Annotated in this window: 26 protein-coding genes and 1 pseudogene; 11 read left to right on the forward strand and 16 right to left on the reverse strand. The window is 42.8% G+C overall.

The annotated features are described in order from the left end of the window. Positions 1-53 precede the first annotated feature (53 nt). The 5 genes from lolA (at position 54) to L2755_RS01295 (ending at position 5,146) form a co-directional block, all read left to right on the forward strand. Positions 54-680 (forward strand): outer membrane lipoprotein periplasmic chaperone LolA, encoded by a 627-nt coding sequence (gene lolA, locus L2755_RS01275; protein WP_248978933.1) that lies wholly within the window; start codon positions 54-56, stop codon positions 678-680. Positions 681-689: 9 nt separating this feature from the next. Beyond that, complete coding sequence (locus tag L2755_RS01280) at positions 690-2,021, forward strand: replication-associated recombination protein A (RefSeq protein WP_248978934.1); 1,332 nt, start codon at positions 690-692, stop codon at positions 2,019-2,021. After that, positions 2,014-2,388, forward strand: coding sequence for a fluoride efflux transporter CrcB (gene crcB, locus L2755_RS01285; protein ID WP_248978935.1), 375 nt, complete (start codon positions 2,014-2,016; stop codon positions 2,386-2,388). The genes L2755_RS01280 and crcB overlap by 8 nt, the downstream gene beginning before the upstream one ends. 18 nt (positions 2,389-2,406) lie before the next feature. Further along, a complete protein-coding gene (serS, locus tag L2755_RS01290; RefSeq protein WP_248978936.1) occupies positions 2,407-3,693 on the forward strand; it encodes a serine--tRNA ligase in 1,287 nt (428 codons plus the stop codon). 259 nt (positions 3,694-3,952) lie between these two features. Continuing rightward, entirely contained in the window at positions 3,953-5,146 is a 1,194-nt protein-coding gene (locus tag L2755_RS01295) for an amino acid aminotransferase (RefSeq protein ID WP_248978937.1), read from the forward strand. 54 nt (positions 5,147-5,200) lie between these two features. On the opposite strand, the gene yvcK is transcribed toward L2755_RS01295, so the two are convergent. Next, the gene (gene yvcK / locus L2755_RS01300; RefSeq protein WP_248978938.1) at positions 5,201-6,106 is read right to left on the reverse strand and encodes a uridine diphosphate-N-acetylglucosamine-binding protein YvcK; all 906 of its coding nucleotides are present in this window, start codon (positions 6,104-6,106) and stop codon (positions 5,201-5,203) included. A 156-nt stretch (positions 6,107-6,262) separates the two neighbouring features. On the opposite strand from yvcK, the gene L2755_RS01305 reads away from it, so the two are divergent. Both L2755_RS01305 and L2755_RS01310 read left to right on the forward strand, forming a co-directional pair. Further along, positions 6,263-7,090: a glucosaminidase domain-containing protein gene (locus L2755_RS01305; protein WP_248978939.1), complete on the forward strand. Its 828-nt coding sequence runs from the start codon at positions 6,263-6,265 to the stop codon at positions 7,088-7,090. Beyond that, the gene (locus L2755_RS01310; protein ID WP_248978940.1) at positions 7,068-7,688 is read left to right on the forward strand and encodes a DUF2987 domain-containing protein; all 621 of its coding nucleotides are present in this window, start codon (positions 7,068-7,070) and stop codon (positions 7,686-7,688) included. The genes L2755_RS01305 and L2755_RS01310 overlap by 23 nt, the downstream gene beginning before the upstream one ends. A 62-nt stretch (positions 7,689-7,750) precedes the next feature. Here L2755_RS01310 and ttcA read toward each other — a convergent pair whose 3' ends face one another. From ttcA to ccoN, 11 genes are all read right to left on the reverse strand, one after another. After that, positions 7,751-8,689 (reverse strand): tRNA 2-thiocytidine(32) synthetase TtcA, encoded by a 939-nt coding sequence (gene ttcA / locus L2755_RS01315; RefSeq protein ID WP_248978941.1) that lies wholly within the window; start codon positions 8,687-8,689, stop codon positions 7,751-7,753. 79 nt (positions 8,690-8,768) lie between these two features. Further along, positions 8,769-9,701 (reverse strand): universal stress protein UspE, encoded by a 933-nt coding sequence (gene uspE, locus L2755_RS01320; RefSeq protein ID WP_248978942.1) that lies wholly within the window; start codon positions 9,699-9,701, stop codon positions 8,769-8,771. An 89-nt stretch (positions 9,702-9,790) separates the two neighbouring features. Further along, positions 9,791-10,543, reverse strand: coding sequence for an electron transport transcriptional regulator EtrA (gene etrA / locus L2755_RS01325; protein ID WP_248978943.1), 753 nt, complete (start codon positions 10,541-10,543; stop codon positions 9,791-9,793). Between the two features lie 55 nt (positions 10,544-10,598). Continuing rightward, positions 10,599-11,291 carry a sulfite exporter TauE/SafE family protein gene (locus L2755_RS01330; RefSeq protein ID WP_248978944.1) on the reverse strand — a complete coding sequence of 231 codons (693 nt, stop codon included), beginning with the start codon at positions 11,289-11,291 and terminating at the stop codon, positions 10,599-10,601. Position 11,292: 1 nt separating this feature from the next. Next, positions 11,293-11,520 (reverse strand): cbb3-type cytochrome oxidase assembly protein CcoS, encoded by a 228-nt coding sequence (gene ccoS, locus L2755_RS01335; protein WP_248978945.1) that lies wholly within the window; start codon positions 11,518-11,520, stop codon positions 11,293-11,295. Beyond that, positions 11,517-13,913, reverse strand: a complete 2,397-nt coding sequence (locus L2755_RS01340) for a heavy metal translocating P-type ATPase (RefSeq protein WP_248978946.1) — start codon at positions 13,911-13,913, stop codon at positions 11,517-11,519. Before L2755_RS01340 ends, ccoS begins: the two co-directional genes overlap by 4 nt. A 45-nt stretch (positions 13,914-13,958) precedes the next feature. Then, positions 13,959-14,438, reverse strand: a complete 480-nt coding sequence (locus L2755_RS01345; RefSeq protein ID WP_248978947.1) for a FixH family protein — start codon at positions 14,436-14,438, stop codon at positions 13,959-13,961. Positions 14,439-14,577: 139 nt separating this feature from the next. Continuing rightward, positions 14,578-15,534 (reverse strand): cytochrome-c oxidase, cbb3-type subunit III, encoded by a 957-nt coding sequence (ccoP, locus tag L2755_RS01350; protein ID WP_248978948.1) that lies wholly within the window; start codon positions 15,532-15,534, stop codon positions 14,578-14,580. Further along, positions 15,534-15,710, reverse strand: coding sequence for a cbb3-type cytochrome oxidase subunit 3 (locus tag L2755_RS01355; RefSeq protein ID WP_202289598.1), 177 nt, complete (start codon positions 15,708-15,710; stop codon positions 15,534-15,536). The genes ccoP and L2755_RS01355 overlap by 1 nt, the downstream gene beginning before the upstream one ends. Positions 15,711-15,721: 11 nt before the next feature. Continuing rightward, a complete protein-coding gene (ccoO, locus tag L2755_RS01360) occupies positions 15,722-16,336 on the reverse strand; it encodes a cytochrome-c oxidase, cbb3-type subunit II (protein ID WP_248978949.1) in 615 nt (204 codons plus the stop codon). 12 nt (positions 16,337-16,348) lie between these two features. Further along, positions 16,349-17,785, reverse strand: coding sequence for a cytochrome-c oxidase, cbb3-type subunit I (ccoN, locus tag L2755_RS01365; protein WP_248978950.1), 1,437 nt, complete (start codon positions 17,783-17,785; stop codon positions 16,349-16,351). A gap of 359 nt (positions 17,786-18,144) precedes the next feature. Here ccoN and L2755_RS01370 point away from each other — a divergent pair, with 359 nt between their 5' ends. The 3 genes from L2755_RS01370 to L2755_RS01380 all read left to right on the forward strand — a co-directional run bounded on the left by L2755_RS01370 (position 18,145) and on the right by L2755_RS01380 (position 20,312). After that, the gene (locus L2755_RS01370; protein WP_248978951.1) at positions 18,145-18,519 is read left to right on the forward strand and encodes a hypothetical protein; all 375 of its coding nucleotides are present in this window, start codon (positions 18,145-18,147) and stop codon (positions 18,517-18,519) included. A gap of 169 nt (positions 18,520-18,688) precedes the next feature. Beyond that, positions 18,689-18,922: a hypothetical protein gene (locus tag L2755_RS01375; RefSeq protein WP_283102679.1), complete on the forward strand. Its 234-nt coding sequence runs from the start codon at positions 18,689-18,691 to the stop codon at positions 18,920-18,922. A 97-nt stretch (positions 18,923-19,019) separates the two neighbouring features. Then, on the forward strand, positions 19,020-20,312 hold the full coding sequence (locus L2755_RS01380; protein WP_248978952.1) for a tyrosine-type recombinase/integrase: 1,293 nt from the start codon (positions 19,020-19,022) through the stop codon (positions 20,310-20,312). Positions 20,313-21,900: 1,588 nt separating this feature from the next. Here L2755_RS01380 and L2755_RS01385 read toward each other — a convergent pair. From L2755_RS01385 to L2755_RS01395, 3 genes are all read right to left on the reverse strand, one after another. After that, positions 21,901-22,170, reverse strand: coding sequence for a hypothetical protein (locus tag L2755_RS01385; RefSeq protein ID WP_248978953.1), 270 nt, complete (start codon positions 22,168-22,170; stop codon positions 21,901-21,903). Positions 22,171-22,480: 310 nt separating this feature from the next. Next, complete coding sequence (locus tag L2755_RS01390; RefSeq protein WP_248978954.1) at positions 22,481-23,716, reverse strand: patatin-like phospholipase family protein; 1,236 nt, start codon at positions 23,714-23,716, stop codon at positions 22,481-22,483. Positions 23,717-23,738: 22 nt separating this feature from the next. After that, positions 23,739-24,689, reverse strand: a complete 951-nt coding sequence (locus L2755_RS01395) for a SphA family protein (RefSeq protein ID WP_248978955.1) — start codon at positions 24,687-24,689, stop codon at positions 23,739-23,741. 81 nt (positions 24,690-24,770) lie between these two features. Between L2755_RS01395 and L2755_RS22345 the strand changes: the two are divergent. After that, positions 24,771-24,883, forward strand: a pseudogene (locus L2755_RS22345) (IS6 family transposase); the annotation flags it as partial. Positions 24,884-24,955: 72 nt separating this feature from the next. On the opposite strand, the gene L2755_RS01400 reads toward L2755_RS22345, so the two are convergent. After that, positions 24,956-25,981 carry a sensor domain-containing diguanylate cyclase gene (locus L2755_RS01400; RefSeq protein ID WP_248978956.1) on the reverse strand — a complete coding sequence of 342 codons (1,026 nt, stop codon included), beginning with the start codon at positions 25,979-25,981 and terminating at the stop codon, positions 24,956-24,958. Positions 25,982-26,033: the final 52 nt, after the last annotated feature.

A 26,033-nucleotide genomic window follows, 5' to 3' on the forward strand; every position in this document is an offset into this window, starting at 1 on the left:
TTGAGACACTCAATATCAGTGTTGTGCTTGAGGCATGACCCGGAGACATAAACATGAAAAGACTTATCGCATTAGCGATTGCAGGCTTACCTCTTTTAGCCCATTTTCCAGCTCAAGCGGATGCGTCAGAGCAACTAAAAGCCAAGCTCACTGAAATAGATAACTTAAAAGCTAATTTTAGCCAGACTGTTACAGACATAAACGACAAAGTCATTCAGACAGGTGAAGGTATTTTTGCACTGGCACAGCCCAATCAGTTTTATTGGCACTTAACAGCACCGGATGAATCCTTGATTGTTGCCGATGGCACTGATGTATGGATCTACAACCCTTTTGCTGAAGAGGTGTCTGTTATGGACGTTAACCAAGCAATAAGTGCCTCCCCCATCGCTCTACTCGTCCATTCAGATCCTGATACTTGGTCGCAATACCAAGTAAAAAGCAATGGTCAGTGCTTTGAAATAAGCCCACTCGATAAAGACGCTGGCGTAGCGGAAGTTGAAGTTTGTTTTAACGATATAACCTTGACTAAAATGGTGCTTAGAGATCAGCAAGGCAATACCAGTAACTTTACTTTATCAGATCAAACAAAGGTCAAAGAGAGTGAAGGTGATTTGTTCAAATTTATCGTGCCTGAAGATGTTGATATCGATGACCAACGTTTAAAGTCTATTAATTAAGAGTATTACGTGAGTAGTTTAAGTTTTGATTTTGCACCAGACTTTCGGCCTTTAGCGGCTAGAATGCGCCCAGAAACATTAGCGCAATATGTTGGACAACAACATTTATTGGGTGAAGGGCAGCCGTTGCGGCAAGCACTTGAAGCTGGAAGGGCTCACTCCATGATGTTTTGGGGTCCCCCTGGTACAGGTAAAACAACTCTGGCTGAGCTTGTAGCCAGTCACGTTAATGCCCATGTTGAGCGCATTTCAGCGGTCACTTCCGGTGTTAAAGAGATTAGAAGCGCGATAGAGCATGCAAAAAGTGTTGCGCAATCTCGTGGCCAACGGACTTTGCTTTTTGTCGATGAAGTTCATCGTTTTAATAAAAGCCAACAGGATGCCTTTTTACCGTTTATTGAAGATGGTACGGTTATTTTTGTTGGCGCAACAACTGAAAATCCCTCTTTCGAAATCAACAACGCACTGTTATCCCGAGCGCGTGTGTATCTTATTAAGCAACTGACTACCGAAGAGATCTGTCAGATAACGCAGCAAGCGTTAGCAGATGAAGAGCGCGGACTCGGCAAACGTAAGTTAATTCTACCTCCTGATGTGGCGCTTAAATTAGCACAGGTGAGCGACGGTGATGCGCGTAAGGCGTTAAACCTTATCGAATTGATTAGCGATATGCTTAAAGACGGTGAAGTCTTTACCGAAGAGATGATCATTCAAGTGGCAGGGCAGCAACTTGCTGGCTTTGATAAGAATGGCGATCAATACTACGACCTAATTTCAGCGGTACATAAATCAATACGCGGTTCAGATCCTGATGCTGCGCTATATTGGTACTGCCGCATGCTAGAAGGTGGCTGCGACCCTCTTTATATTGCCAGACGGTTACTTGCCATTGCGTCAGAGGATATTGGTAATGCCGATCCTAATGCCATGTCGGTTGCCGTTAACGCTTGGGAATGTTTCCATAGAGTGGGCCCCTCTGAAGGGGAAAGGGCGATTGCCCAAGCTGTTTTATATTTAGCCAGTGCGCCCAAAAGTAACGCTGTCTACACGGCATTTAAAGCCGCCCGTCAGCTCGCCAGAGAAACAGGCAATGAACGCGTACCTGAGCATTTAAGAAATGCACCGACTCAACTGATGCAGGATATAGGTTACGGTGAAGGGTATCGCTACGCCCATGATGAACCTAATGCCTACGCAGAAGGTGAGGTTTATCTCCCCAAGTCTATTGCTAATAGCCGTTTTTATTATCCGACAGAACGCGGATTTGAGAAGCGCATAAAGGAAAAGCTTGAGCACTTAGCCACTCTCAATCAGCGCAGTGAGCTAAAAAGATATGACTAATGTACTTTTTGTTGCGCTAGGCGGGTCAATTGGTGCCGTTTTACGCTATCTTATTTCATTATTGATGCTTCAGGTGTTTGGTAGTGGATTTCCTTTTGGTACACTTGTGGTCAATATACTGGGATCATTTTTAATGGGTGTTGTTTACGCCCTTGGTCAAGTCAGTGAAGTGAGCCCAGAAATAAAAGCATTTATTGGTGTGGGTATGTTAGGCGCCCTCACTACGTTTTCTACTTTTTCCAATGAGTCTTTATTGCTAATGCAACAGGGATATTTGGTTAAAGCGATTTTGAATGTTGTTGTCAATGTTGGCGTGTGTATATTCGTCGTGTATCTAGGACAGCAATTGGTATTTTCTCGTTATTAACTATTAAGATAATAAGACATGTTAGATCCAAAATTTTTGCGTAATGAATTAGAAGTAACCGCTGAACGTTTAGCGACTCGTGGTTTCATTTTAGATGTCGAACGTCTCGGTAAATTGGAACAGAAGCGCAAGTCGCTGCAGGTCAGTACTGAAGAGTTACAAGCATCACGCAATGCTATCTCTAAATCGATAGGCCAGGCTAAAGCCAAAGGTGAAGATGTTGCGCCTATTATGGCTAAAGTGGGCACGCTCGGTACTGAACTAGATGCTAAGAAGCTTGAATTATCAGCACTGCTAGATGAGCTTAATGCGATTGCGATGAGCGTACCTAACTTACCTGATGAGTCTGCACCTATCGGCGCAGATGAATCTGAAAACGTTGAAGTGCGTCGCTGGGGAACCCCAAGAGAGTTCAGTTTTGAAGTTAAAGATCATGTAGAACTGGGTGAAAACCTCGGCGGACTTGATTTTAAGAGTGCGGTTAAACTAACGGGTACACGCTTTATCATCATGAAAGGCCAAATTGCCCGCATGCACCGTGCCTTAGCGCAATTCATGCTTGACCTTCATACGACTGAACACGGCTATACCGAAGCTTACGTTCCGCTACTGGTAAACGAAGATAGTTTGCTTGGTACTGGCCAGTTACCTAAGTTTGGTGAAGACCTGTTTCATACCAAACCTGCAACGGAAGAGGGCCAAGGTCTTAGCCTTATCCCAACCGCAGAAGTGCCACTGACTAACATGGCTCGCGATACTATTATCGATGAAGATGATTTACCAGTAATGCTAACGGCTCATACACCATGTTTCAGAAGTGAAGCCGGCTCTTATGGCCGTGATACTCGTGGTTTAATTCGTCAACACCAATTTGATAAGGTTGAGCTAGTACAGCTAGTGAAACCAGAAACTTCAATGCAAGCGCTTGAAGAGCTTACTGGCCATGCTGAAACTGTGCTACAAAAACTACAACTACCGTACCGCACAGTCGTTTTATGTACTGGTGATATGGGTTTCGGTGCGAGTAAGACATTTGATATCGAAGTCTGGTTACCGGCGCAAAACACATTTAGAGAGATCTCATCGTGCAGTAACATGCAAGATTTCCAGTCTCGTCGTATGCAAGCCCGTTTCAAAGCTAAATCAGCGAAAAAACCAAGCTTGTTACATACACTAAATGGATCTGGCCTTGCTGTTGGTCGTACGTTAGTGGCGGTGCTTGAAAACTATCAAAATGAAGATGGTTCAATTACGGTACCTGAAGTGTTACGCGGTTACATGGGTGGTTTGGAAAAAATAGGTTAACCCATACTCAGTTTGAAAGGCCTCTACTTGGTAGGGGCTTTTTTATGCCAGCTTTAGCGAAGTTATATCCTCACTCTAATAATCTTAAGTTTTGGCTCGATAAAATGCTGATTATTAATTAAATAGGCACTCAAACTGCTAAAACACCTCAGTATTAGTATTTTTCCCTTTTAGTCGTTAAAACTGGCTTTATACCGCATTGCTTCAATGGTATAACTACAGCCGAACCCTCCTACACACCCTATTTAGGAAAGCAGTCATGATATTTTCCCAGATTGAACTTGCCCCAGCCGATCCAATCCTAGGCCTTACCGATGCATTCAAAGCTGATCCTCGTGAGGATAAAGTCAATTTAGGTGTTGGTATTTATAAAGATGAATCTGGAAAAACACCCATTCTTAAAGCCGTCAAATTAGCAGAAGAACAGTTACTGAAAACTGAAGAAAGTAAAAGCTATTTGGGCATGGAGGGTGTTCAGGCATACAACCGTGCGGTGCAAACATTATTGTTTGGTGCAGATCATACCGTAGTCAATAACGCTCGTGCGTTAACAGCACAAGCCCCCGGTGGAACTGGCTCACTCCGAGTCGCCGTAGAGTTTTTAGTACGTCATACAAATGCTGACACCATTTGGGTCAGTAACCCTACATGGGCGAACCATCAAAATATTTTCCAAAGTGCTGGATTGAAAATCAAATCTTACGGCTACTACAAAGCGGAGACCCATGGTCTCGATTTCGATGCCATGTTAAGTGATTTGGCAGGGGCGAAAGAGGGCGATCTTGTTTTGCTACATGGCTGTTGCCATAACCCTACCGGTATCGATCTGAATGAAGCACAATGGCAACAAGTGGCTGAGGTCTGTGTCGCTAAATCATTGGTACCGCTTTTCGACTTTGCCTATCAAGGTTTTGGCACCGGCGTCGAAGAAGATGCAGCTGGACTTCGCATCGTGGCCAACACTGTTCCTGAGCTTATTATTGCCAATTCATTCTCGAAAAATTTTGGTCTTTATAATGAGCGCATCGGTGCGGTAACTGTCGTTGCCGCCAATGATGCTGCAGCGATCAATGCGTTTAGCCAAATCAAAAGCACCATTCGTGCTTCTTACTCTAATCCTCCAGCCCACGGTGCGCTTATCGTGAGCACGATTTTGGAAGATGAGTCGTTAAAGCAACTTTGGCATGATGAACTTCAAGGGATGAGAGAGCGCATCGCTGAAATGCGTTCATTGTTTGTAGCATCATTAAAAGAACATGGCGTCAGTCAAGACTTTGGATTTATCTCTAGTCAAAATGGCATGTTCAGCTTTTCTGGCCTGAATAAAGCACAAGTAAAACGGCTAAAAGATGAGTTTGGTGTATATATTGTTGGCTCAGGACGCATCAGCGTTGCGGGGATGACAAAATCAAATATGCCCATTATATGTAAAGCGATAGCCGCCGTTTTATAAAGCCGTTTATAAAATTTAAAAGGACCTTGTTAGGTCCTTTTTTGTGTCTAATGTTTAATCAATATTGAGTTTCTCTGGCAGCATCTCCGCGAGAGCATTGGCTAATGCACGCTTATCATGTAGCCCTCTATGATGTGAACTTCTCAAGGGATAGTAACTCGTTTGTCCGTCTTGATAAGCGGCCTCAGTATGGCTTAATACCTTATCAATGATTTTAAGGCCAAGTACTTGATGACACCAATCTATCTTTTGCGCGAGACCACAGTTTGCGATAGGTGATGGTTCACTCGTTAGATTATCAATTAAAATAACTTCGGCTGAAGATTCAGCAAGTGCTTTTGCGATCTTCGGTAACAATAACGGTGGCATAATACTGGTTAAAAAACTGCCAGGGCCGATGATGATTAAATCTGCCTCACGTATAGCATCACAGGCTTCACACGTTGCTTGTACTATCGGCTCAAGTGACAGTGCGATAGGGGTGTCTGTCATTTTATCTACGTTTATTTCGCCAAAAACACTTTTGCCGCACGCTTCTAACGCGACGAGGTGGGTTGGCTCCTCAGACATAGGGATGAGTCGAGTTTCAATATTTAGAAATTGCCGTACTAAATTGATCGCTTCCAACGGTCTAACGCATAGCTCATCTAATGCGGTGAGCATTAAATTGCCTAAATTATGACCGCTGAGTTCACTTTCACCGTTGAAGCGATACTCAAACATGAGCGTACCGATAGAGGGTTTTTTAGCCAGCTGTGTCAAGCAATTACGTAAGTCGCCCCAAGCAATACAGTCTTTTTCGGCTCTTAGACGGCCGGTGGAACCACCGTTGTCGGTTGTCGCAACGATCCCTGTGAGCTTTGGACCTAGAAATGACAGTGCAGAGAGAACCCGGCCTAAGCCGTGCCCACCGCCAATTGCGACGACTTGCTGATATTGATTAAGTCCATTGTTTTTCATGGGGTCTCCTTCCTGAATACCCAAAGGTTTTATTCATCACCGACAGTATAACGATTTAATCGGAATTTTTCGCGATGTAATCTCAATCTAGCTAGCATATAATACAAAAATCGCAGGTTAAGCAAAGACATATTTTGTATATTATAAGGATGTGCAGTGAAGACAGGTAAAGTGGGGTTGTTTACCATTGCTTTCGGAGTCGTTATTGGTGGTTTCTTACTTATTAGGCTGACAATGATCCCTTCGCTTACGAGCGATTCGGCACAGCTGGGTAAAGCCATAAGAAATAATGAACTCGTTAGCAAAGTCCCTAAATTTAGTGACATAACAGATGTGAAAGCAAAGAAACGTGCCTTTTTTAATTTTTTGCGACCGTCAGTGAAACACCAGAACGCGATTATTGAAGATGAACGTCAGTTCTTGATTGGTATTAGAACCCAGCTTGAAAATGAGAATAAACTCACCGATGCCGATGAGTTTCGCTTGCAGCAAATTGCAGAAAAATACCAATATACTTCAAGACGAATAAATACGGATACTATCAACAAACTGCTGGTAAGAGTCGATGTAGTGCCTGAGCAAATGGTGTTAATTCAGGCTGCCAATGAGACTGGTTGGGGAAGCTCTCGTTTTGCGAGAGAAGGCCTTAACTTTTTTGGTCAATGGTGCTTCAGAAAAGGCTGTGGTTTAGTACCACAATCTCGCAGTGATGGACTATCACATGAGGTCGCTGTTTTTAAAACCGTCGAGGATTCTGTAGCCTCCTATATGCGTAACCTCAACTCGAATGCAGCATATTCATTATTGAGGTCCATTCGCGCAGATATGAGAGCTGAAAACCAAGAGCCTAGTGCCAATAAACTTGTCTACGGCCTGGTTAATTATTCAGAAAGACAAGAAGCTTATATCGATGAGTTACTTGAAATGTTACGTCAAAATCAACCCTATTTAGTGGAAACAAATGAAAAAATCCCTGCTGTTTAGCTTAATCATATTTAGTTGTGCCACGGTAAATGCTGAACCTATCTCATTAGAGTACGCCGGTTTCTACCAGCGACTTAAACAAGTCAATAAAGGTAATTATCAATTAGTCGAGGTGGCTTTTTCTGTATCAAAAGCCAATGGCTGTAAGCTGAAAGACGGCACCATAACGACTGAAAAAGAGTCCTATCCATTGACGTTCACAGCAGATCAAAGAATATTTCTTCCTTATGACGCGCAGTTAAAGTCTGATCGAGCACTGATTAATTTAAATGTTGAAGGTGATGCGAAGTCTTGCGCAATTGCGATGCAGGTTAGATCAAAGAACACTAAGCTCGCATATGAACGCTCTGAGCTATTACAGATCGAAACAGAAATGGACCAGTTGCTAAGCATGATGCAAGGGTTCCCGATGCGTTATTTTTCTTCTGAAATTGCCGGGCTGAATTTGGAGTTTGGTACAGAGACTGTAATGACGCTTAATGGTAAAAAAATCCCCGTGAGTGGCACTTACCGCTTGAGCAGAGAGGTGATTAAAAATCTTGATTCGATTGAGTTTAGCCAGCCACCTAAGGTGATTAGTCCGTGGACTGCAAAATAGCCTCTGAGCAGATATAAAAAAGCCCTCTAATGAGAGGGCTTTTTTAAAAACTCATAATCTGACTATTGATTAGGGCTATAAGTGCTGACGACATCAATACGGGCCGCTTTATCTAAATCGATATGACCATTGTTAGCGATATCAACAAAATCAAAGGCGGGTAGATCAGACTCTGCAACGTCGCCTTTCAAAGGCGCATCCGCATTACGCTCTAACGCAAGAAAATCAAACTTCGCTCTGTCGACACCTTGTGAAGGAGCAGTATTTTGCATCGCGGTAAATATCGTTTCTATACGACCAGGGAAATCTCTATCCCATTGCACCAACATCTCTTTGACCGCTGCGCGTTTTAGGTTCTCTTGCGAGCCACAGAGGTTACAAGGGATGATCGGAAACTTTTTAAGCTCTGCATATTCAGCAATATCTTTTTCTTTGCTATAAGCGAGTGGGCGAATAACCATATTGGCGCCGTCATCCGATAATAGCTTTGGTGGCATCGCTTTTAACTTTCCAGCAAAAAACATGTTCAAGAACATGGTTTCGATAATGTCATCTCTATGGTGTCCCAGGGCAATTTTAGTGGCACCAATCTTTTGAGCAAATCCATAAAGGGTGCCGCGACGCAGTCGAGAACACAGTGAGCAGGTCGTTTTACCTTCGGGAATTTTATCCTTCACGATAGAGTAGGTATCTTTTTCTAAGATATGATATGCCACGCCAAGAGTGTCTAAGTATGCGGGTAATATCTCTTGTGGAAAACCAGGCTGCTTTTGATCAAGGTTCACTGCAACAATCTCAAACTTAATTGGTGCTCGTTGCTGCAGGTTTATCAAAATATCCAGCATGGCATAGCTATCTTTGCCACCAGATAAACAGCACATCACACGATCACCTTCTTCAATCATGTTGTAGTCGCTAATGGCCTTGCCAACTTCAGAGCGCAAGCGCTTCTGTAATTTGCTACGACGGGAGATCTGTTCTGTAGATAATTCTTCGGACATAAAAAAACGCGCCTAGTACACAATTGTTCAGGGCGCGTATTATTCCAGCTTAACCGCTTCGGGTAAAGCCTGTTAAGCGTTAAGCTTCCTCTAGAGGTGATTTATATCCGTCAGGCTTTACGGCGAGTAGATCGCAATTAATACTGTCGATGACATGTTCAGCTGTGTTTCCGATAAGCGCAGCTGAAAGTCCTGTTCTGCCAATGGTGCCTAAAATCACTAATTCAGCATCTAGCTTTTGAGCGAGTTCCGGGATGACATCTTCTGGTAAACCCTCTCTTACATGACAAAAATCAGGCGAAATATCATAAGCATTTGCTAGATAGGTGATGCGTTCTTCATGCTGGTTACGGATAGTTTCACTGTAGGAGTGAGAGTCAAAGTCGGGTAACTCTATTGCCAGATTAACAGGGGTTCCTGGGTAGCCGTTAACGAGATGGATTTGTGCGTCAAACTGTTTTGCTAGTTTCTGAGCATGCTCGATTATTTTGACATTTAAAGACTGATTGGTTTCATCTTCAGAGCTTACGTTTATCGCACAGAGGATTTTCCCCGCCACAGGCCAATCATGATCTTTTACCAATAACACGGGCACCGGAGCTTTTCTCAATAGATGCCAATCAGTGGGGGTAAAGATGACTGACTTTAGCTTGTCGTGCTCATGGGTGCCTTTTACGATGACATCGTATTTGCCGTCAATGACACGTTTAATGATGCTTTCGAAGGGGCGGTTATGCCAGACAACTTCAGTTTCAATGCTGATGTTTCCAGTCTGAAATTCGCTAACAATATCATCTAACCACGCCTTACGCTGTGCCACTACGCCTTTGCGCATAGCTTCACGTTCATGACCAGATAAAATGGAGGTCATCTCATAAGAGAAATCAAAGATAGATAAAAAGACGGTAATACTGGCATTATTAGCCGATGCAAGCTTAACAGCTCTGGCTAATGCGGCTTGTTTATCGGTGGTTGGGTCGACCACTACAAGGAGTTTTTGATAGTCCATCATAACTTTATCCTTATCTAATATCGTATTACCATCTTGCACCATAAAGATGGCTTTGTATTGTTATAGATCAACAGAAATGTCGATAATGCTTATCGGGCAATATTACTGTTTCCTGATAACTCACTTAGCGTATCGATGTCGAGAATTGTAATATATTTACCTTTGACTTCAATAAGTTCAGCTTTCTGGAAACGTCCTAAGAGGCGACTAATAGTTTCAACGGTTAACCCCAAATAATTACCAATATCGCCACGGGTCATGGTTAAACGGAACTCTCTAGGAGAGAAACCTCGGCTACCAAATCGTTTAGCAAGGTTACTGATAAATGCGGCTAATCTTTCTTCAGCATTTTTCTTACTCAGTAGCAAAATCATCTCTTGATCGGTTTGAATTTCATTACTCATCAGGCGCATAATTTGTTGTCTAAGCTTAGGCATCCGACCGATGAGGTCGTCGAGAGTCGTATAAGGGATCTCACATACCATTGAGGTTTCGAGTGCCTGTGCGAAGCTCTGATGGAATTGTGAATGAATTCCATCAAATCCTATAACGTCACCCGCTAGATGAAAACCAGTGATCTGCTCATCACCTTGCTCCGTTATGGTGTAACTTTTTATGGTTCCGGAGCGGATTGCAAAAAGAGACTTAAGAGGATCGCCAGACTTGAAAATAGCCTCGCCTTTTTGAATCGGTTTTTTACGCTCAATGATCTCGTCTAATTGATCTAATTCATTAGTGTTAAGCGTAAAAGGAATGCACAGTGTGGCCATGCTACAGTCATGACAGTGAATCGCACAGCCTGATGTCATTTGACGACGATGTTTGTTGTTATCTACGCTCATTATCTATCTCAGTTTTGTGTTCACACGCTATGTTAAACTAATTTGATAATTGGGGCTAGTTTAGCTGCCCAATTGCTATGTATAGTGTTTGTATTCCAAAGGCGATTAACACGATGCCACTGACTTTTCTTACCGATGCTTTTTGTACCCAACGGCTGAATGTACTTGCAGCAACGCCAGCACTTAATAATGCGGGAAGGGTACCCAAGCCAAATGCTATCATCACAAGAGCACCATCAAGCGGATCACCAGCAGCAACAGCCCAAGTCAGCATGCTATAGACTAAGCCACAAGGTAACCAACCCCATAAACCGCCGGCAATAAACGCTTGTCGTTTATTTTTAATCGGAATAAAGCGATTTGCTAGGGGTGAGATCAGTTTCCAAAGCCATTTTCCTGCACGCTCTATCTGTACGACTCCGGACCATATTTGGCCAATATACAGACCGGTAATGATCATCATGACACCCGCGAGTACTCGCAGTACTAATAAGTATAGGTCAACGTCAAACAGGAGTCCTAGCGCACTGGTACTGGCGCCCACTAAAGCACCTGCTATGGCGTAGCTAATGATACGGCCGCTGTTATAACTAAAAAGGTAACCCAATTGATTAACGAGTCGGTTGCTAGCATCATTTTGAGGTAGATTAGCGGATAAAGCACCGACCAAACCACCGCACATACTAATACAGTGCCCAGCGCCCATCATACCCACAAGAAAGGCGCCATATATGCTGTAATCATTCACTTTATTTGTTTATTTCCCTAGCGTTGAGTCCGTTTGTTGCTGTGGTTTTGTCATTGGTATCATTCTCGGCATGGTTCTGTTGTAGATGATTGTCTTCTTCAAACAAAATGGAAACACTTTGCTTTTCAAGATCATCAAATTGATCAGATTTAACCGCCCAAAAAAAGATACCGACTGCGACCAGAACAAATAACATAGCGATGGGGATCAGGACATAAATAATGCTCATACACGTACCTTGAGTAGTCTTAAACTATTACTAACAACAATAAGCGAACTGGCGGACATACCAATGGCGGCTATATAAGGCGCAACATGGCCGCTAACCGCTAATGGGATTATAAACAGGTTATAACCTAGCGCCCAGAACAAATTCTGTTTGATGATCCGCGCGGTCGATTTTGCCACTGTTACTGCATCGGCGAAGCGCGAGAGATCATCGCCTAATAAGATAATATCAGCACTGTTTTTACTGATTGCCGCGCCGCTTCCCATGGCAACGGAAAGATTTGCACCGGCAAGCACCGGGGCATCATTAATGCCATCGCCAAACATAGCGACTTGGGCGTTTTTCTGTAGCTTGCTAACGAGTGTTAACTTATCGTCCGGAGACAATCCTTTATGAAAATCGTCAATACCGAGCCGCTTAGCTAGGTTTTCAACTTCACCAGAGTTATCACCACTAGCAATACTGATGTTGCACCCTAATTGCTTTAATGACTGTATTGCCGCTGTTGTATTGGGCCTGATCTCGTCACTTAAGGTAAATTTTGCTAGCACAATACCTTCGATACTCAGCCAAACGATGACGTCTGATTCATCGTAATTGGTGTTATTGACGAAGCTCTGACTGCCAATTTTTAGTCGTTTGCCATCAATTTCACCTTGAAGGCCGCATCCGACAAAGCTTTGTTTGTTGGATACGGTAATGCCAGGAGTTAGGTAAGCTTGGAACGCATGAGCGATAGGGTGAAGTGAGCTAGATTCCAGCGCTGCAGCATACGCTAGCAGCTGTTTTTCTGTCACAGACTCAGTAGTACTTGGCACTCGTTCTATATTGGTAATAGACAAGGATCCAAGTGTAAGCGTCCCTGTTTTGTCAAAAACGATATGGTTAAGCTTAGGTAGCTTCTCAAATACACCACTTCTACGAGTAATAATGCCAAGTTTCGTCAGTATTGCTGTTCCGCAGGTAACCGCTGTTGGCGTTGCAAGCGCTAAGGCGCAAGGGCAGGTAGCAACTAATACAGATAAGGTGACCCAAAAGGCATCTTCTGGTGAATAGAATGACCAAAAGAGATAGGTCGCAGTTGCTATCAACAATATTGCTGCAGTAAAATAATTTGAAAATCTATCGGCATAGAGCGCAATTTTTGGTTTGCTGTTTGAAGCTATCTCTTGCAGCCTAATAATTTCAGCAACCAGTTGATCTTGCCCCAAAGCCGTCACTCTTACGGTTATTGGTTGCTCTATGTTAATGGTTCCCGCAAACACCTGTGAGTCGACAGATTTTGCGACGGGCATTTGCTCACCTGTTAACATGGCTTCGTTTACCGAAGAGCCGCCCTCTATAATAACCCCGTCTGCAGCTATCACGTCACCAGGCTTTATCAAAATAACATTACCGATCACAAGACGTTTGGCAGGAACTTCTTCAATGCTGTTATCATTTTTAAGAAACGCAGTAAGCGGCACCAGCTTATGTAAATTACTGGAGCTCACAGAGGCTTTTTGACGCGCATTCTGTTCAAAGTATCGACCTAGTAATAGGAAGAAGGTAAACATCGAGACGGATTCAAAATACACTTCGCCAGTACCGTTGACTGTTTCTATACAACTCGCGATATAAGCGCCGCAAATGGCAATACTGACTGAGACATCCATATTTAACCGGCCCATTAAAATAGAACGTATGGCGCTAAAATAGAATGGTTGAGCGGAATAGAAAACGACCGGGGCTGCAAAAAGCATACTGACCCAGCGAAAGTAATCTCTAAACTCAGTATCAAGCTCAGTAAAATAGCCTGCATATAGGGCGAGGGCGAACATCATCACCTGCATGGTGGCAAAGCCAGCGAGACCCAAGCGCAGTAAAAACTTTCGGCTGTCTATCTTACTTTTTGTTTCTTGCTCGTCAATCTGAAACGGTGCAGCGTGGTAACCGATAGCACTAATGGTATTGAGAATACCGCTAAGTTTTAGCTGCTCGGCGTGCCAACTGATAAGCGCACGCTGAGTTGTGGAGTTAACTTGAATGCTGGCAATACCACTAAGTTTTTTGACTTTGTGCTCTATAAGCCAAGCACAAGCAGCGCAAGTGATGCCATCTATTGATAACGATATTTCATTTAAATCATCGCGTTGATGAATAAAATCCTGCTGCACCTCAGGCAGGTCATAGGCGCTGACACTGTTTAGTGCTTCAGGCACCAGCGCTGTCTGTTTGTTACCTGGTTCAGTTCTAAATTTATAATAATTGGTTAAACCCGCATCAATAATCGCTTGTGATACTGCCTGACAACCAGGGCAACACATAGGTTGGTCAATATTTTGTATACGAGTAGTGAACTGGCTAGCGGTTAATACCTGCTCACTACAATGGTAACAACTGATTTGGCTCATAGACTCGGGTTCATCGGTTTATGTTGCAAACAAAGAGATTGAAAACTAGTTGAGCCAGTACTGCTGATCATCAACGAGCGTAATGCGTTGTTGCACCCGCCATGTTTGATCATAGCCTTCAATGCGAACTTCCCAAGGTCCTGAAATAGCTTGGTGGATCTCAATGCGATACACACCGTTAGCATCTGCTGTGACAATCTGATCAAAGTCTTTTTCTGCCATTGTTGGATGGAAAAAGCTAATACTCAATGCGGCTCCGTATTGCTCGCCACCTTGTTGTGATAGTTCAACGTACTCATCATCAAACTCGAGTAGGTAGTTCATACCCAACTGTTTTGCATGTTTAATTTTTCGAAGGTCCATATTAATGGCTTTGCCTTCTTTATAATAATCCTCAGAAACAAGTGAGTCTTTATTACTGATCGCAAGATATAATAAATTGACACTAGCAACGACGGCACAAAGCGGAAGTATGATAAGAAACCAGGGCCAGAACTGTTTATACCAAGGCTGAGGAGTAGACATGTTTTACACCTATAATTTGCTGAGAAACGACGTTTTTAAGAGCCGCTATTTTACCGTTAAAAGTGTGATTTAGCACTTGAAAAAAAGGCCTCGTTTGTGACGAGGCCTTAATATTACGTTTTATGTTACGGTAGCGTAACTACTTGTTTGACAAGCTGTAAACGTATGCTGAGATTACATGAACTTTTTCTTCACCTAATACATCTTTCCATGCTGGCATTACGCCACTACGACCGTTCTTAACTGACTGTTGAATAGCACCACGACTTCCGCCGTATAGCCACGCATTATCCGTTAGGTTAGGTGCGCCCATGAATTTGTTACCCGTGCCGTCCATTCCATGGCAGGCAAAACAGCCCTTCATGAAAGAACCTTGACCTTGAGCAGCAAGTGCTTCGTCATGTTCACGGCCAGACAACTTAACAACATATTCAGCAAGCCCTGGTAGTTCACTGTCTTCGATCGGTAGACCGCCTTTAGGTGGCATCATACCGTGACGGCCATTCATAATGGATGTCTTAATCGTTTCAAGTTCACCGCCATATAACCAAGCACCGTCGGTGAGGTTAGGGAAGCCTTTGCTACCGCGAGCATCACTACCATGACACATTGCACAGTTTTGTAAGAACAAGCGGCCGCCCACTTTAAGCGCCTCTTTATTCTTAACTAACTCTTCCAATGGTGTATCGGCGTAAGCTTTAAAGATAGGACCAAATTTTTCGTCAGCATGCTTTACTTCTTGATCATACTGAACCCAACGTCCTTCCGCCTGAGCATCTATAACAGCCTGCTTAGATTCGGCGAGAGTGCGTACACTTTGGTTAGAGCTAGTCCAGCCTAAAAGGCCTTTATAGCTCCCAAGCCCCGGGTAAAGTGCAAGATAGATAACACTAAACACGATAGTAATGTAAAACATATAACTCCACCATTTTGGTAGTGGGTTATTGAGCTCTTCAATACCGTCGAAGCTATGGCCCATTGATTCGCCTTCTTTTACGCCAGTGTTGTTCTTAGAACAAGCGCGTAGTAGAAAGATACAACCAATGATGACCACAGACGAGAGTACGATAATCCATATACTCCAGAAGTTTGTCATTACTTTTGCTCTCCTGAGTCCTTCGAAACCAAGTTTTGCTCATCATCTGAGAAAACAAGATTAGCTGCTTCGTCGAATTGCTTTTTGCGACTAGAGCTATATGCCCAAGCAAATATACCGATGAAGGTCACCATTACTACGATGGTTATTATTCCTCGTAATGTGCCGTAATCCATAATTTGCCTCCTTATTTAAGCGCGTGGCCAAGTGATTGAAGATAAGCGATCAATGCCTGCATTTCCGTCTTATCTTTCACAGCGTCTTTCGCAGCCGCAATCTCTTCATCTGTATATAGTTTATGTGTTGGATGAAGGTTGCGTAGGATATCCATCTTCTTGCCCGTCAACTCGCCGTCAAGCTTGTTTTCTGACAACCAAGGGAAACCTGGCATATTTGACTGAGGTACAACAGCGCGAGGATCAATTAAATGAACTTCATGCCACTTATCACTGTAACGACCGCCAACACGGGCTAGATCTGGACCTGTACGCTTAGAACCCCACTGGAATGGGTGATCCCATACAGACTCACCCGCAACCGAGTAGTGTCCGTAACGTTCTGTTTCAGCACGTAGAGGGCGGATCATCTGACTGTGACAGTTATAACAACCCTCACGGACATAGATGTCACGACCTTCAATCTGCAAAGCAGTGTAAGGGATCTGACCTTCTAGCGGTTCAGTTGTGTCTTTTTGGAAAAGTAGGGGAGTGATCTCAACCAAGCTACCGAAGCTGATTGCGATGACAGTCAATATCCCTAATAGACCGATGTTTTTCTCGACTAACTCATGATTAAATTTCATCGAATCTACTCCTTAAGCTGCTTTTGCATCAGCAATAGCTGGCAAAGAATCTTTAGGGGCCCTAACAGTGCGGATCACGTTGTACGCCATGATGAACATACCTGTAAGGAAGAAAACACCACCAATGAAACGAACAAAGTAGAACGGGTAAGATGCTTCTAAGCTTTCTACAAAGCTATAAGTCAATGTACCGTCAGAGTTAACTGCGCGCCACATAAGACCCTGCATGACACCAGAGATCCACATTGAAACGATATAAAGAACAGTACCAATTGTTGCCAACCAGAAGTGAACGTTAATCAGGTTTGTGCTGTACATACGGCCTTGGTTAAACAGTACTGGTATCAAATGATACAAAGAACCGATAGAAACCATAGCAACCCAACCCAATGCACCAGAATGAACGTGTCCAATAGTCCAGTCAGTGTAGTGAGACAGAGCGTTAACCGTCTTAATTGCCATCATTGGACCTTCGAAGGTAGACATACCATAGAAAGACAATGAAACAACAAGGAAACGCAAAATAGGGTCCGTACGAAGTTTGTGCCAAGCACCTGATAACGTCATGATCCCGTTAATCATACCACCCCAAGAAGGAGCGAACAGAATAAGCGACATCACCATACCAAGTGATTGAGTCCAATCTGGTAGAGCAGTGTAATGTAGGTGGTGAGGACCAGCCCAAATGTACAAAGCAATCAGTGCCCAGAAGTGAACAATGGATAAACGGTACGAATAAACAGGACGACCAGCTTGTTTAGGGACGAAGTAATACATCATACCCAAGAAGCCCGCTGTCAGAAGGAAACCAACTGCGTTGTGACCATACCACCACTGTACCATTGCATCGACAGCACCACTGTAAAGTGAGTACGACTTGGTTAGTGATAACGGCACTGCCATAGAGTTAACTATATGCAACACGGCTACGGTGATAATAAAGGCACCAAAGAACCAGTTCGCCACATAAATGTGGGACGTCGTTCGTTTAACGATGGTACCGAAGAACACCACTGCGTACGCAATCCAAATAATGGTAATTGCGATATCAATAGGCCATTCAAGTTCAGCGTATTCTTTTCCTTGGGTGAAACCCATAGGCAGACTAATTGCTGCTGATATAATGACGGCTTGCCAACCCCAGAACGTAAATGCAGCTAACTTAGGTGCAAATAGTCGAGTTTGACAGGTGCGTTGGACGATATAATAGGATGTGGCGAAAAGGGCTGAAGTACCAAACGCGAAAATCACGGCATTGGTGTGTAGAGGTCGAAGACGACTATACGTTAACCATGGAGTATCGAAGTTTAGCTGCGGCCAGATTAACTGGGCTGCGATTAATACACCTACTGACATTCCTACAATTCCCCAAAACACGGTCGTTAAGGCAAATTGGCGAACAATAGTGTAGTTGTAATCAGCGCCTTGAGGCTGGGAATGGTTCATCATTTTGCTTCCACTGCTTATTACTTATACTTATTATTAAGTAGAGTGTGACTCTACTCGGTAAAATGACACACAAAAGCAAATTACCTATCGGAAATTAGCCGTCTGTGTCAATGTGTAACCTTGCATTTCAACAAGTAAATGCGAGGCAATGCAATGATACTTGAGCTATATCAAAAAAGATAGGAATTCGCCCTATAGAAAAGTTGATCTAGATCAAGCTACTCCATAGAATGTTAATAGATTTGATTGAAAGGTTAATTATTGTGCAAGTTACTCACAAATCAGTAGTATTGCGAGTTTTATATACGTTTTTCATGGCGGTTATTATCAGTGGGTGCGAACCTGATAACAGCAAAAACATGATATCTTTTAAGCAAGATGCGGGACTTTGCAATTTTCAAAAAGGTGCCTGTAGCAACACCGTCGATGATACTGAACTTAGTTTACGTATCACACCCTGGAATAGCCCAAGCGAAAAGCCACTGGCGTTAAGTTTGAACAGCTCAGTAGCGCTCGAAAATGTAAAAATGCGAATTGAAGGCCGAGACATGTTTATGGGCATTATCCCAGTGAATTTGTCTCAAGAGACTGAAACTAGCTATAAGGCGCCGCTAATCTACGGATCTTGTAGTAGCGGCTACATGGTTTGGCAAGCCATTGTGAGTTACGAGCAGGGCGGTGTTGAAAAGTTCACCATCTTTGAGTTTCTCGCCGACAGCGAAAAAGCACGCTGAAGTTAAGCCGCTTTTATAATGATGAAATAAGAGTAGAAAAGAGTGAAACCTTTGCAAGTTGCCTTACTATGAATGTGGTCTAAATCTCATTATTGCAATATCACTATTGATAATCATTCTCATTGCGTTATATTGAGACTAATAATAGGGTATGCAACAAGAGAACGTCATGGGATCCATAACTAAAAAACTTAACATCAGTATCTCACAACAGAAGATGGCGCAATTAATACAGCAAGGGCACTTATGTGCAGCCGATTTTAAATGTTTAGACGCAGAGTCAAAGCAGACCGTGTGGCAACTTTGCCTTTGGTGCTGTGAAAAGCGAATTCACTGTGAAAAAGCTTGTTCAAGCGACTGTACAGCCCAATACACGAGTAAAATTACGCTAACAACTGGCTAAATCGACTTAATTGCTGTCACTGGGCAATATAAGGCTACTTTGATACTGCCTAACTGATTATTATGCAGTGATAGCCAGTGACCTTAGTAGTAATAAAATGCACCTACCCAACGTTATGCCACTGTTTGATTCTGTCGAATTCATTCAAAGTGGCAACCCCATCGTTAATCAACACATTACCCAACTGGCACTTTGCGGAATTGAAGATGCAAGTTTAGTATTTGAGCACGCAACTGACTGGCTCTGTGAACAGAAATACAGCGAGAACAATTATAAGGCGTATCGAAGCGAGTTAACTACGTTCTTGCATTGGTGTTTTGATGTTGCGCAAACGGACGTCTCACTAGTCGGTCGTAAAGAGATCAGCCTCTACGTTGAATATTGTCAGGCGCCGCCACAAACACTCATTGGCTTTTATAATGTTGCTCAGTTTAAAGAGCAAAAGGGCAGTGCACTCAGAACCCCAAACCCCCAATGGCTGCCATTTAGAGGTAAAAAAATCGATGGCGTTATTCAGATATATAGCCTAAGTGAAAGTGCGCTTAAAACCAAAATGGCCATTTTATCCTCATTCTATGCATATCTTATGAGTGAAGATTTTGTAGAAAAAAACCCTGCACAAATGTGGCTCAATAAAAGCCGGTTCTCATCGAAGAGAAAATATCGCCTCGATAATGACGGCGATAATCAACTCGCATTCACCGAGTTGCAGTGGTCCTATGTTATGTCGACCGTTACAAAGCTAGCAGCTGAGCAGCCCGAATTACACCAACGCAGTTTGTTTCTTATAAAGCTGATTTACTCCTGCTACTTAAGAGTGTCCGAGGTGGCTGCAAGGGCTGGTTACTCGCCCATCATGGATCAGTTTAAGCGCAATCCTCAAACGGGGATATGGAGTTTTCATATCCCTTCAAGCAAAGGTGGCAAGCGCCGTACGGTATCAATGTCCGACGCCTTACTCGCCGCGTTAGTCGACTATCGATGTTATCTAAACTTACCTGACTATCCAAAGATCAATGAAGGCCATCCACTTATTATTAGGCAAAAAGCCGCCGGGCGAGGCAGGGAGGTCGGTTTGATCAATGCAAACTTGGGGATCCGTCAAATAAGAGAGGAGGTCGATAAAATCATCATACTTGCAGCGATTGCCGCCGAAAATGACGGCTTCGTCGAGGATGGGGCGCAAATGCGCCAGCTCAGCATCCACAATATTCGCCATACTGGGATCACTCATGACATCAATATTCATGGCAGACCTTTGTCACATGTGCAAGCCGATGCGGGGCACGAAAGCATCGATACGACATCGCAATACTTGCATACCACGCAAATAGAGCGCCATCAAAGTGGCCAAAACAGACCGCTAGATAACCTGCAAGGGATTGGTTGAAGGTGTAACTAGCGAGTGAAAAATTCCAATTAGACATCGAGTTTTTCACTAAGCTGCTAATGGATGCTTAAAAAATCTTGAAGAGTTAATGCCGATAAGTGACATTATCGGCATCTCATCAAAAAGTGCAAATAACTGCATTATAGCGACTCCAACAGAGAAATATTTTGGCTGGCTTTAAGTTCTATAGTGTTAAGTCGCCTTCGTATCTTATGGAATGAATGCACCCACAATGGCGTGAATCAAATCAATTTAAGAAAGCATTTTCAGCCGTTTCAATCAAATGCTCGAGTGCCAAAGTCGCAACGTTTGGTCGTACTATTTGTACGGCTTTGTGTCGCCATTATCGGTAATCATCTATTAATGAAATGCTGGGTTTTCGCTGATTTAAGAGTGCTCTAAATACAGATGACTAGAGGGAAATACGGTTGATCTCTTTAATGCATTGAGGACAACAAGCAGCAAATTAACTTGTGAATTTGAATTGTCCCTCCAATATAAGTGCTGATGTTGGTTTCAGTATTGAGCAGCTTTAATCAAACTCGGATTTCATATAAGCCTTAAGCAAGGCCGTGCAAAGTTAAGATTAAGCCACACAGATCCATACATAGCTGCTCATTATATTTGGCTATTGTTATAGTGAGTAAGTCTCAACGCAGCTGTTTGCTGTAATGGCTTTGGTCGTCGATGTCATAACATCTGAGTTAACTTCAATATAATGCTGTATAAAATAACTCTCTAAGAATTTGCCATCACAACGATGTTAGATCCTGATGATTGAAAATTTCACTATCGTTTACTATTGTTGATTCGCGATACAGATATAGCGCAAAAAAAGAAGTGTGCGCTGTGTGGCTGCTTTTTAAGTTTGGCAGGCTTACACTGCAGAATCGACACAGCATCACGTAGGTATTGAGGTAATGCTCAGTTAAACATGCTGTTAGCACCGTAACTAACGGATATCTGCAAATAAACTAATGACTGAAACATTACACGACAATGTCCTTTTGTTAGCCCATCTTAATCTTATTACAGTTATGCGCACAATGTATATTATGTTAAATAGGGTTTGTAGGGATATGGACTAGTGTATTTTTGATCCATGGTCACTTAAGCACCTATTCTATCTAAAAGATTTTCTGGTTAACTCGAATAGATGAACTCTAAGACTAAGATGGTTGTTTTAACTGAGCCCTTTTGTAGACTTTATCGCTATTAGTTTTTCAATCGGTAACGTCCGCAAGTAAGTCTTTAACCCAGTATTTTTCTATATTGTCTTACCGTCAATTCTAAATACGCAGCGTTGTGGAATATTTCTAGACACACACTAGCTGTAACAAGGAAGATTTCTGAAGTTGATGTTCTACTTGCGGATAGTTTTTACCAACTCAGTATTTGTACGTCGTTAGTGTTAATCCGCTTCACATACGATGTTCATTGGAGTTTTTCTTAATCATTAACTAGCTTTAAACAAATTTCAAATGGTCGTTATAGCGAATATATTCCTCAACATCTTCTTTAGAATTTCAATAAAACCCCGATAATGTCACTTATCGGGGTCTCATTGATAGGAGTTATTAGGTTGCTATTACTCTTCCATCCAATCCATATTCGGTAGTGCATCCAAATGCTGGGCATAACGTATTTCGTTAAAAGAGGCACCATTTTTCATGACATCGAATACTTCGATAGCCAGCGCGCACGCCATCCATTGAATCGCTTCTTCACGCGGTGTACCTGTCATGACTAAACGCATCAAGGTTTCTTTTACCTTTTTGGGTTCACTGTCAGCGATTTGATTTTCGACTGTTTCAATGAGTGTTTCTTCAGTCATGTAGCTGTCTTGCTGGTTGTTCATTATAATGACTCTGTTAAGTACTTAACGCCATTATGTCGCAACTGTGGTGCAAGCAATAGAACAAATTTTTAATTATTTGAGCGTTGCACTCAATAACGTAAATTTAGCAAAAGTAAAATTTAACTGTGCGCATAATCTGCTTGGATTTTGTACGCCTTAATGACATGCGGGTAAAGTAAGTTAAGCCCCCTAACCCACTTCTGAAAGGCAACGTGTTGACGAACAATATCAACAACACCTAACTATTGAAACACTGCTTAACCTTTAGGCCAAGCCTATCATCCATAATCTGACTAGTTTGTTAACAGCTTCACTTAGGTAGTTCAGCTGCTTTTAAGAGCTTAAGTTTTTTAGAGTCGACACCAGGTAGATTAGCTTTCCACAGGTCTCCTGATTGAAACTTTGCATAACCGTAATCGAACAGCGCTTGCATATATTCTTTATCAAATGAATCACTGCTAAGGCCTTCACGCTCAAAGTCATCATCAATGTAGGCCATATTGAACCCCATATTTGCCTCGCGAGCCTTGTTGTATAAGCGCATTACATCACTACGTCCTTGATATTTGAGTAATGTCGATATAGATCTGCCTGTGATGCTCAATAGCTTGAGTTCCGTCTGTTTATAGCTAGCCTTGAATTCACCATTACGTATAACAAATAAATTGCGCTCTCTGTCGGGATTAGGTAACAGCGCTGGTGTTATGGATATTTCATCTGGCAGTAAAAAAATTTGTCGCACAACGCCACCGTCAACATGAATTTCTTGATATCGCTCCCCTTCATACTCAACATTCACAAGCACCGCTGGGAACATACCAGGAATAGACGCAGACGCTAACACTATATCTTCAAAAAGCTTTTCTGAATCTGGTGTTCCCAGTGATGCAATATATCCCATATCCCAAATAGCCATGCGCTGAACATCAAGATTAGTTGTACCGATTAATAGAGCGCGCCCCTGTCCATACATCTCGGCAGTTTTTGCGAGTAGCTCAGGATTAATGGTGTCTCGTACCTTGGATTCAAATTGTGTTGTATCGAATAAAGATAGGCTTGTGATCGCAGAGAGAAAGCTTTTTTTAACATATAAATCTTTAGCATCGGTTGAAGTATAAAAGCTGGTTAATTGATCATCATAGTCTGATCCTAAAAAAGCGAAAACAGATATAATCGCGCCGGTGCTGATCCCTGTAACGACTGAAAAATCAGGTCGTGCTCCTGAATCACTCCAAGCCTTGAGGATCCCAGCGCCAAAAGCACCATTCTCTCCGCCCCCTGATAGAGTCAACATATTGGCTGGTTTTAAATATCCGTCCTCATTTAACAAGAGTCCAGCAGCCTCCTGTCTTGCAAGCATTGTCTCGCCATAAGTCCCTATGACATAGTCATTAACATCGCCCCATGCTCTAATTTCAGGAATACCCAAAGGTTCAACTTTATTTATAAGGTGTTCAGGAACTGGGGTGTACTCTGGCTTTGTAGAGCAGCCAGAAATTAAAAGCAGAGACAACAATAAAAACAAGAGCTGCTGATTTAGCGGCATAACCTAATCCTTTTTTATAAATTCAATTCATCATATAAGTGATGTTGATTGAATACATTTCACCTTCAAATCGAGACACTGCGCCGTATTCTTTGCTGTAGTTAAACGCAAGGTTCCATTGTTCATTGAACCAGTACGCAGCCTGTATGCCCACAGCATGTACTTCTGATTTATTCCCGATATCAGTACCTAAGAGTTGATTCAAGTTAATCAGGCTGGTCGGCAGATCATCTCTTTGCATTTGCCACTGACTGTAACCACGGATACCAACTTCAAATTGCGCGGTCAGATATTGGCTCCATCCATACTCAATGGTGAGGTGGTCACCGGGAGTCACATCGGTGCCGTCAACTTCGCTGTGAATTTCATAGGTGGCAGCAAGCATTAACGCTGTCGCCTGGTCCATCAAGTAGTAATAGCCTGCCAGTTGGAACTGAGTTGTCCACATATCTAGAGTGACGTCCTCATTACCCACTGGAGCGTATAAGCCGATCCCCAGAGTCACGTCGTAGTTGTTATTCAGCCAGCTAAGCCAAAGTGGTTGAATGTACAGGTCACCCAGCCCTTGGTCTTGTTCGCCTTCGAAGTCGTTAGACAGGTAAACTGGGTTGAAGTAAAAACTGTAACGTGATCCCAACACTTGCAAATCCGTTACCCACAAAAACAGAGGAGCGATACCGGCAGAGCTCAGTTCAGCATCGATCTCCTTACCTGAGCTTGTCGTGAGAGTGTCACTTGTGTAATAAAAGTTGTATTGCTCATATACAAAGCCGGCTTGGTCCGGCACCGTGAAGTCGCGGATATTGGCTATTGCCGGTGCATAATGGCCAGCGCCGACGATGCCATCGGCAAATATTGGACAGGCAAAACCTGCCGTAGCGATGGCGAGCAGTAGTTTTAATTTATTAATTTGAGCAGCTCGAAGTTCAACCTTAGCTTCCATTTCTACAAACAGCATGCTAATTAAGTTCATACCTTTCTCTCTGCGAACTCAGTTTAATTTAGTTTAAACCATAATGAGAATAGTACTCAAAAATTGAACCTCTAAAAATAATATGAAAATAGGCAATTATACTTATCACACCAACCGATTCGCATGAAAGGCAGATGCGTAAATTTAAATCTCAGGGCCTATTTCTTAGTTGCCATGGGGTGGTAAATACGTTGACTGCACCGCTTTATGGTATTTAACAAAGTAGAATGAGCCAAACTATTTTCCAAACCAAACCTGATTGCTTTCTAAGCAGTAATGTAAATTTGTGAGTTATTTCGACCTGCATTCTTTGCGGTATAAAGTGCTTTGTCTGCCTGTTTGACTATATCGGTGGCATTAAGCTCATCATGTATTAAAGATGCGACGCCAATACTGACAGTTATGTTGCCGATAATATCGTTGTTACCATAGCTAATCTTTAATCGCTCAACATTGCGGCGAACTTTTTCTGCCATTGAAAAAGCTGATTCGGCATCCACACCTGGCAATATAATGGCGAACTCTTCGCCGCCATAGCGTACTGCTATATCCATATTTCTAACTAATGTATTCGCTATTGCTGCAGCGATTTTTTTCAAAACGACATCACCAATGTCATGGCCATATTTGTCGTTATAGGTTTTAAATTCGTCAACATCTACCATTAACAATGAGAGACTCTGCTTGTCTCGTTTTGCTAGTGCTATGTTCTCGCTAATGTATCTGTCAAAGGCAAGACGATTAGGTAAATCGGTTAGAAAATCTGTTTCAGCTTGATGATGTAAAAGCTGGTTTGTTCTTTCAAGCTCAAGTGTACGCCGATAGACGGTGCGCTCTAGCTCATCATTGAGTTGTTCTAGTTTCCTTCTTCCAATATGTTGTCTGGTAACGTCGATTGAAACGACCATCAGGTACTCGATACTCTCGTCACCATTTTCGCCAACTTCTTTGACTGGAGAAATAGTTGATTGGAACCACACTTCATTTCCATGGGTATCTACGACGGCAGCTTCTTGCTTTACAACTTTCCCTGTGTCTCTCGATTTTCTTAGGTTTTTAGACATTTCGTCACGAAAAGACGGCGGGTAAAAGTCAAAAGGATATGGCTTTCCGTAATACTCAGACACATCTTTAATGGCAAGGGCTTTGACACCTGAGGAGCTCATAAACTGCAGATTGAAATCAAGGTCGACAACCTTGGTGCAGACCGGCGAATGTTCAATCCACACATAGCTTTGCTCTTTAGAGAATCGTAGCTGATCTTTGTTAGTTCGAAATTTAGAAAATGGCATTTTATGTCGACTCTCATCCATGAGTTATATCGCTCTACAGCTGGACTCGCGG

Source organism: Shewanella abyssi, from assembly GCF_023284025.1.
GTDB lineage: Bacteria > Pseudomonadota > Gammaproteobacteria > Enterobacterales > Shewanellaceae > Shewanella > Shewanella abyssi.

Bases quoted from the DNA above. Each gene is read 5' to 3' on its own strand.
- lolA (WP_248978933.1), top strand. From the start codon at position 54: ATGAAAAGACTTATCGCATTAGCGATTGCAGGCTTACCTCTTTTAGCC.
- crcB (WP_248978935.1), top strand. From the start codon at position 2,014: ATGACTAATGTACTTTTTGTTGCGCTAGGCGGGTCAATTGGTGCCGTT.
- serS (WP_248978936.1), top strand. From the start codon at position 2,407: ATGTTAGATCCAAAATTTTTGCGTAATGAATTAGAAGTAACCGCTGAA.
- L2755_RS01295 (WP_248978937.1), top strand. From the start codon at position 3,953: ATGATATTTTCCCAGATTGAACTTGCCCCAGCCGATCCAATCCTAGGC.
- yvcK (WP_248978938.1), bottom strand. From the start codon at position 6,106: ATGAAAAACAATGGACTTAATCAATATCAGCAAGTCGTCGCAATTGGC.
- L2755_RS01310 (WP_248978940.1), top strand. From the start codon at position 7,068: ATGAAAAAATCCCTGCTGTTTAGCTTAATCATATTTAGTTGTGCCACG.
- ttcA (WP_248978941.1), bottom strand. From the start codon at position 8,689: ATGTCCGAAGAATTATCTACAGAACAGATCTCCCGTCGTAGCAAATTA.
- uspE (WP_248978942.1), bottom strand. From the start codon at position 9,701: ATGATGGACTATCAAAAACTCCTTGTAGTGGTCGACCCAACCACCGAT.
- etrA (WP_248978943.1), bottom strand. From the start codon at position 10,543: ATGAGCGTAGATAACAACAAACATCGTCGTCAAATGACATCAGGCTGT.
- ccoS (WP_248978945.1), bottom strand. From the start codon at position 11,520: ATGAGCATTATTTATGTCCTGATCCCCATCGCTATGTTATTTGTTCTG.
- L2755_RS01340 (WP_248978946.1), bottom strand. From the start codon at position 13,913: ATGAGCCAAATCAGTTGTTACCATTGTAGTGAGCAGGTATTAACCGCT.
- L2755_RS01345 (WP_248978947.1), bottom strand. From the start codon at position 14,438: ATGTCTACTCCTCAGCCTTGGTATAAACAGTTCTGGCCCTGGTTTCTT.
- ccoP (WP_248978948.1), bottom strand. From the start codon at position 15,534: ATGACAAACTTCTGGAGTATATGGATTATCGTACTCTCGTCTGTGGTC.
- L2755_RS01355 (WP_202289598.1), bottom strand. From the start codon at position 15,710: ATGGATTACGGCACATTACGAGGAATAATAACCATCGTAGTAATGGTG.
- ccoO (WP_248978949.1), bottom strand. From the start codon at position 16,336: ATGAAATTTAATCATGAGTTAGTCGAGAAAAACATCGGTCTATTAGGG.
- ccoN (WP_248978950.1), bottom strand. From the start codon at position 17,785: ATGATGAACCATTCCCAGCCTCAAGGCGCTGATTACAACTACACTATT.
- L2755_RS01370 (WP_248978951.1), top strand. From the start codon at position 18,145: ATGATATCTTTTAAGCAAGATGCGGGACTTTGCAATTTTCAAAAAGGT.
- L2755_RS01375 (WP_283102679.1), top strand. From the start codon at position 18,689: ATGGGATCCATAACTAAAAAACTTAACATCAGTATCTCACAACAGAAG.
- L2755_RS01380 (WP_248978952.1), top strand. From the start codon at position 19,020: ATGCACCTACCCAACGTTATGCCACTGTTTGATTCTGTCGAATTCATT.
- L2755_RS01385 (WP_248978953.1), bottom strand. From the start codon at position 22,170: ATGAACAACCAGCAAGACAGCTACATGACTGAAGAAACACTCATTGAA.
- L2755_RS01390 (WP_248978954.1), bottom strand. From the start codon at position 23,716: ATGCCGCTAAATCAGCAGCTCTTGTTTTTATTGTTGTCTCTGCTTTTA.
- L2755_RS01395 (WP_248978955.1), bottom strand. From the start codon at position 24,689: ATGAACTTAATTAGCATGCTGTTTGTAGAAATGGAAGCTAAGGTTGAA.
- L2755_RS01400 (WP_248978956.1), bottom strand. From the start codon at position 25,981: ATGCCATTTTCTAAATTTCGAACTAACAAAGATCAGCTACGATTCTCT.